At 66.3% G+C, this 6909-nt stretch carries 6 protein-coding genes; 3 read left to right on the top strand and 3 right to left on the bottom strand.

Annotated elements, in window-relative coordinates; translation table 11 throughout:
- From VNN10_14755 to VNN10_14745, 3 genes are all read left to right on the top strand, one after another.
- A partial coding sequence (locus VNN10_14755) for a nickel transporter (GenBank protein HXH23282.1) occupies positions 1-870 on the top strand: 870 nt, incomplete at its 5' end.
- Positions 871-946: 76 nt separating this feature from the next.
- Complete coding sequence (locus VNN10_14750) at positions 947-1600, top strand: DM13 domain-containing protein (GenBank protein ID HXH23281.1); 654 nt, start codon at positions 947-949, stop codon at positions 1598-1600.
- 354 nt (positions 1601-1954) lie between these two features.
- Positions 1955-2830 carry a helix-turn-helix domain-containing protein gene (locus tag VNN10_14745; protein HXH23280.1) on the top strand — a complete coding sequence of 292 codons (876 nt, stop codon included), beginning with the start codon at positions 1955-1957 and terminating at the stop codon, positions 2828-2830.
- 293 nt (positions 2831-3123) lie between these two features.
- Here the strand turns inward: VNN10_14745 and VNN10_14740 are convergent, their stop codons facing one another.
- The 3 genes from VNN10_14740 to VNN10_14730 form a co-directional block, all read right to left on the bottom strand.
- Positions 3124-4065, bottom strand: coding sequence for an ABC transporter permease (locus VNN10_14740; protein ID HXH23279.1), 942 nt, complete (start codon positions 4063-4065; stop codon positions 3124-3126).
- 9 nt (positions 4066-4074) lie between these two features.
- Positions 4075-5025 (bottom strand): ABC transporter permease, encoded by a 951-nt coding sequence (locus VNN10_14735; GenBank protein ID HXH23278.1) that lies wholly within the window; start codon positions 5023-5025, stop codon positions 4075-4077.
- A gap of 74 nt (positions 5026-5099) precedes the next feature.
- Entirely contained in the window at positions 5100-6833 is a 1734-nt protein-coding gene (locus VNN10_14730) for a peptide ABC transporter substrate-binding protein (GenBank protein ID HXH23277.1), read from the bottom strand.
- Between the last annotated feature and the right edge of the window lie 76 nt (positions 6834-6909).

Here is a 6909-nt window from a genome sequence, read left to right as displayed (position 1 = left end):
GCCGCCGGCCATAGCGTGCCGGTCGCGCCGTCGGTGGCGCCCGCCGGCACCGCTGGCGGCGCTGCCGGCCGGACGCCGGGCGGCTTCGCGCGCCTGGTGGAGCGGCAGGACCTGACCCCGGCGTTCGTCGCCCTGTCCCTCCTGGCGGCCATGGCCTGGGGCGCCACCCACGCGCTCGGTCCCGGGCACGGGAAGACAATCGTCGGCGCGTACCTGGTCGGCTCGCGGGGGACAGCGCGGCACGCGCTGGCCCTGGGGCTCGCCGTCACGGCGACGCACACGTCGTCGGTGGTGGCGCTGGGGCTGGTGACGCTGTACGCCTCCCGTCATGCCGTCGCGGAGGACCTGTACCTGTGGCTCAGCGTCGCCTCCGGGCTTCTGGTGCTGGCGATGGGCGCGGGCCTGTTTTGGACGCGTCTGCGGGCCCTGCGGCGCCGCGGCTCCGCCGCGGCCTTCCACCACCATGACCACCACGCCGGCCATCCTCACGGCCATGAGGCTCCTCACCACCACGACCACGCGCCGGCGCCGGGCTGGCGCGGCCTGCTGATGATCGGCGTGTCTGGCGGCCTCCTGCCCTGCCCGACTGCGATCGTCGTGATGCTGGGGACGATCGCCCTGGACCGCATCCCCTTCGGCCTGGCGCTGATCGGAGCCTTCAGCTTCGGATTGGCGGCCGTGCTGACCGCCGTCGGCCTCGCCCTCGTCTACGCGCGGCGGCTCCTTGAGGCGCCCGGCCTGCGGCTTCAGCCTCTCATCGGCCGCGCGAGGCCCGTCGTCCGCCTCGCCCCGGCGGTCCCGGTGCTCAGCGCCATCGCGATCCTGGCCGCCGGACTGGTCCTGACGGGGCAAGCCCTGGCAGCGCTGTGAGATCGAGGCGCGTAAGGGATTCGTAAGATCGGCAGGCTACGCTTGAGTCCGGTACTTAGCTGAGGTGGTGGACGCCGTGCTCTCTACTTTCGGCGACATCGAGCGGGTGATGGCGGACCTTTACGACTACCGCTATCCGATCACGGCGCTCCTTGCGGTCGTTACCGCGGCCGGTATCTTCGCGGCGTATCGAGCGGGTTTGCACAGGCTCGTCTGGCGGCACCGGCTACTGGCGGCAGCCACAGGAGCGCCCATGCTTGTGGCAGCGCTCATCGCCGGCGACTATCTGCTGTCGCCGCTGTGGGAGCGCAGCTTCCTGGAGGAGGCGAGCCCGGTCGCAGCAGCTGCCATCGACTCGCCTGGCGGGTCCGCGGCCCCCGTGGCGCCGGCGGGGGCCTTTGCGCCGCGCACGACACACCGCGGCGAATTCGTCGGCGCCGACAGCTTCCACTTCGGCAGGGGCAAGGCCTTCCTGATCGAGACAGAGCCGGGCCGCTACGTCCTGCGGTTCGAGGACTTCTCGGTCCGCAACGGGCCGGACCTGTACGTTTACCTGTCACCCGACCCCGACGGCTACGACAGCATGGCGGTCAACCTCGGCCGCCTCAAGGCGACGGACGGCAGCTTCAACTACGACGTCCCGCCCGGCGTCGACATTTCCCAGGTGCGGAGCGCAATCATTTGGTGCCGGCAGTTCGCGGTCCTGTTCGCGGCTGCGACCTTCAGGTGACCGCCGCTCCCGGCGACCGCCACCGAGGCGGCTTCCCTCCGACCACACCAGCCCGGCAGGGACGGGACGCCCAGAGCCTGGTCGGGGCGTCCCGCGGGCCCAACGGCGGCTCGGCGGGTCACCGCCGGGGCCATCGACTTTTATCACAGCGGCAATCACATGGCTCTGACAAGCCGGAGGGGCGTCGTCCCCGCGGCGTGTGAGGGGGGCGGCGGCCGCCTACAATCCCCGTAGCAGCCCATCCGCGGGCAGCATTGGGGCCGAGAGGCCATTGTCACGGACCGCGTGGTCGCGTATATGAGAATGCGAGAGGAGCGCTTAAGACCAGTGCGGGTCTTGGGGCTCCCGGGAGCAATGGCAAAGAGACCTTCTGGACCCCCCTTCCCGGATAGCCCGGGCGCCTGGATCGCCTGCTTCAGGCACCGCGCGCGGGTCAACGGACGAGAGCCCTCCCCGGAACAGTTCGGGCGCCTCATCGGCCGTTCCGGAGCCACCGTTCGGCGATGGGAGGCAAACCGCCAGGTCCCGGACGACCGCGACATCTCCCGGATCGCCGAAGTCTGCCATCTGTCCAATCACCATGTAGCGTTCCTGATCATGGCCTGTAGCCGCATGCGGGCGATGCCGGCGCCCGAGCGCTCCAGCTTCGTGCGCTACGTGCAGGAGGTCCTGGGCAGTTCTCAGTACCCGGCCGTAGTCATCGACGGCCTCTTCTACGTGCGGGCCTGGAACAGCTATCTGGACGCGCTCGGGACCGGCTTTACACGGGCCCTGAGCCGCGACCTGCACCCGATGGCGCTCATCTTTCGCGCTGCCAGGGCACACCCGGAGGCTAGCCCGGCCAGCGACGAGGAAGCGCTTCGCGAGGGACTGCGCATCTTCTGGATGGGCACGGCCGTACACAGCCACCGCCCCGAATACGCTCGCATGCTCGCAGAGCTGGCGCAGGAGCCGCGGTTTGCCGAAATGTGGATGGATATCGCTCTCGGGCCGATGGACAACGACAGGCCCATCGGCTTCAATAAGGCGCTGGTCAGCGATGGGCCCAGCTTCGACGTCTACTCGCGCAGCATGACCTTCCCGCCGACCTACTTCATCAACGAGTACCACCCCGCGGACGCTGTCGCGCGCGAGCGCGTGGAGACGCTTCGCCGCCAGGGGCCGCCGCGCGCGTTGTTCCGGCACGAGCTTCACTGGGTCCAATCGCACTGTCGGTGCGGCTGCGAATAGCCGCGCCAGCGCGCCGCAGGGCCCGTTGGTGCCCGCCGCCACCCGCCTCCATCAAAGACCGGCGCCCCGCCGGCCGATGATCAGATCTGAGCGGCAGTGAGCCCCACAGCGGCGGCAGGTCTGGCGGGAGAGCCTGCCGTCCGCTTTCGCCACCGGAGGCAGGGGCGTCAGCCTGCTCGAACACGCCCCCTTGGTGTAAGCCGAGGGGGCGTTCGTCGCCCTGGGGGATACAAGGGGCCGGCGGCGGCGACCGTCGTCAGGGGTCCGTCAGATAGCCGCGGGCTGGCCGCCGGCTAGCGCGTGCGGGGGTCAAGGGCGTCGCGGAGGCCGTCGCCCAGGAATGTGAAGGAGAGCATCAGCAGCGCGATTGCGCCGGCGGGGAAGAGCACCAGGTGCGGCGATCCGAAGATGGCGCTGTAGCCTTCCTGCACCATGGACCCCCAGCTTGGGATGCTGGGCCCTACGCCAATGCCGATGAAGCTGAGGGCCGCCTCCGCGAACACCGCGCGCGGGATGCCCAGCGTGACCACGACGATCAGCGGCCCCAGCGTGTTCGGGAAGAGGTGGCGCCACATTATCTGCGCGTTGGAGGCGCCAATGCTGCGCGCCGCCTCCACGAACTCACGCTCCTTGAGCGACAGTATCTGGCCGCGCACCAGGCGGGCGTCCCCCGTCCAGTTGATCAGCCCGATGATGAAAAAGAGCGTGAAGATCTGCTCGGTGTCACGGCTGAGAATGTTGATGCCGAACTCATGCAGTATTCCTTCGCTGAACACCGTCCGCAGCAGGATGATGAAGAGCAGGTCCGGGAAGGCGTACATGAGGTCCGTGAACCGCATGAGCAGGTTGTCGATCTGCCCGCCGAAGTATCCCGCCGTGGTGCCGATGGCAACGCCGATCATCAGTACGATCGCCTGGGCGAATATCCCGACCGTGAGCGACAGGCGCGCCCCGTAAACGAGGCGGCTGAACCAGTCGCGGCCAAGGTTGTCGGTGCCGGCGATATGCGTAGCGTTCGGACTCTGGAAAATGGCGTCGTAGTTCTGCTCGTTGGGGTCGAAGGGCGCAATCAGGGGCGCGAGCACCGCCGCCACGGCGAAGACCACCAGGATCAATAGCCCGACGAGGGCAAGGCGGTTTCGGATCAGCCGCCTGAAGGCATCTTCCCATAGGCCGCGGGCGCGGTACCGCTGGTGCTCGGCAGGTTCGGCGAGAGGTACGGTGCTGACGGCCAAGCGAGCCCCCTATCTGTACCTGATCCGCGGATCTACGAGGGCGTAGGTGATGTCCACGGCGAGGTTCGCGATGGCGATGAAAAAGGCATAGAAGAGCGTCGTGCCCATGATCAGGCCGTAGTCCCGCCCGTTGATGCTCTGGATGAAGAGCCGCCCATTACCCGGGATCGAGAACAGCTGCTCGACGATGAAGGCGCCGGTAACGAGGTTGACGGCGATCGGCCCCAGGATCGTGAGGATCGGGATCAGGGCGTTACGGAAGCTGTGACGGTAGAGGACCGTAAGCGACGGCAGGCCCTTCGCGCGCGCCGTGCGGACGTAATCCTGGCGCAGGACCTCCAGCATGCTGGCGCGTGTCACTCGCGCCAGGAACGCTGTCGGCAAGGCGGCGAGACAGATCACCGGCATGACCGCTTGCTTCAAAGGAGGCACCCATCCGGGTATGAAACCATTCCTCAGGTTCCAACCGTACGTCGGCAGGATGTGCCACTCCACAGAGAGGAAATAGATCAGGAAGATGCCCAGCACGAAGGAGGGAATCGAAGAGCCTATGGTCGCGAGCAGGACGCTCAGATAGTCAATGGGACCGTTCTTGTTCAATGCGGCCATGATGCCCAGGGAGATGCCGACGACCGAGGCCATGCCGAGGGCCATCAGGCCCAGCATCCCCGTAACCTTCAGGCCGCCGAGGAGGATGTCCGTCACGGGCTTGTCCTGGCGCTGGAAGGAAATGCCCAGGTCCCCCTGCAGGGCATTGGCGACGAAGTCGACGTACTGGCGCCAAAGCGGCTTATCGAGGCCGTACTTGCGGTTCAGGTTTTCGATGACATGGTCAGGCAGTTTGCGCTCCGAGTCCCAGGGCCCGCCCTCGACGTTGTGCATGAGCACGAACGTCACCAGGGAGATGAAGAACATGACAGGTATGAGCCAGAGGATGCGGCGCGCGATGTAGTTGCTCATGTCTCACTCAGGGCCAGAGGGGAGCGCCTTGGCGGCGCCCCCCTTTGGCTAGAGGCCTAGGTCAGCCGTCCGTCTTAGTGGGCGGCTATCCAGATCCGGTGGTAGTTGTAGTCGCCACGCGCCGAGTCCAGGTTCGTGATCACCAGGTCACGCACCCAGGGCTTCACCAGCACGAAGTACTCGCGCTCGTAAATCGGCGCCAGGGCCACCTCGTCCAGGGCCAGCTTCTGGGCCTGGTCGTACAGGGCCAGACGCTTCTTGTCATCCGTCTCACGCGCGGCCTGCTTCACCAGCTCGTCGAACTTCGGGTTGCAATACTGCGTGTGGTTGTTTGACTGGTTGCAGCCCAGGATGTTGGGAAGCCAGTTGTCCGGGTACGGCCAGTCCAGGTGCCAGCCGCCGATGGCGATCTGGTGCTGGTTTCTGGTGTAGCGCGACGTGTAGGTCGCCGTGTCGACGAACTCGTACTCGACGTCGATGCCGAGGTTCTTCTTGTAGTTCTCGATCACGAACGGGGCGATTACGTTCCGGTTCGTGTCATTCGCGACTGCCAGGAAGGTAACCTTGGGCAGCCCGCGGCCGTCAGGGAAGCCCGCCGCCGCGAGCGCGGCCTTGGCCTTCACCGGGTCGAACGAGAACTGCTTTCCGAGCTCCGGGTTGTGCCCCGGCTGGTTGGATGCGATCCAGGTCGTGACCGGGAAACCGACGCCGGACTGCGTGACTTCGACGAAGGCCTTGCGGTCGAAGGCCAGGGCGAAGGCTTCGCGTACCTTCTGGTTGTCGAAGGGCGGGACCTTGTGGTTCATCATCAGCGCGAAGGTCGTGCCGTCGCCGCCCCGCTTGAGCTCCTTGTTCAAGGGGTTGGTGGGCTGCTGAACCTCGCGCCGGTTCGCCGGCGGCACGCCGACGATGTCGAGCTCATTGTTGAGGTACGCGGCATAAGCAGCAGCGTCGTTCTCCATCATGAGGATGATGAGCTGCTGCAGCTTCGGCTTCGGCTCGCCGTGCCAGTACGGGTTGGGCACCATGACGAAACGCTCGTTGTGGGCCCATTCCTTGAGCATGAAGGCGCCGTTGCTGACTATGTTGCCAGCTTCGGTCCACTTGTCTCCGAACCGCTCCACGATGTCCTGGCGGACCGGGTAGGCGGTCCAGATCGCCAGCTTCTGGAGCCAGCTCACATCCGGCTCCTTCAACTGGTACTCGATGGTGTAGTCGTCCTTTGCCTTCACGCCCAGGGCATCGCGAAGCTGGGCCAGCTGCGCGTCGGTCGCGGTCTTCGGCGCCGCGCTGGTGCCGAGGGCCGTGTTGTACTCCTCCGCACCCTTCAGGGCGAAGTAGTTGGAGGTGTAAGGCCCCGCCAGCTTCGGGTCCATCGCCCGCTTCATGCTGTACTCGAAGTCCTTGGCCGTGACCGGCTTGCCGTCGCTCCACTTCGCGTCCTTACGCAGCTTGATCGTGTAGGTCAGGCCGTCCTTCGAGACCCCACCGTTCTCCGCCGTAGGAATCTCGGCGGCAACGCTCGGGACCACCCTCATCTCGGGGTCAAACGTGAAAAGACCGCTGAATAGCGGCTTGGTGATGGTGGTCTCGTTGGCGAAGTTGGTGAGGTGCGGGTCGATGGTCTTCGGCTCGCCCGTGATCCTGGTGCGGAGGACTTGCTGGCTCGCCGGCGCCATGTCTTTTTGGTCGTCGGACTTTGCCTCCCCTCCCCCGCTGTCGTCGCCCCCGCACGCTGCGAACAGCAGCCCGAGAAGGGCGACTGCTGAAGCGAACAGCCTCAGCCCGCTCCCTGCGAACACCTTCATACGGGTCTCTCCTTTCCTACCTAGCGATCCCTAAGTTTAACCACCGGAAACTAATCCTATTCCCGTCCGCTCCTTT

The organism is Dehalococcoidia bacterium (assembly GCA_035574915.1).
Lineage (GTDB): Bacteria > Chloroflexota > Dehalococcoidia > DSTF01 > WHTK01 > DATLYJ01.
This window is presented reverse-complemented; position numbering and strand designations above follow the sequence as displayed.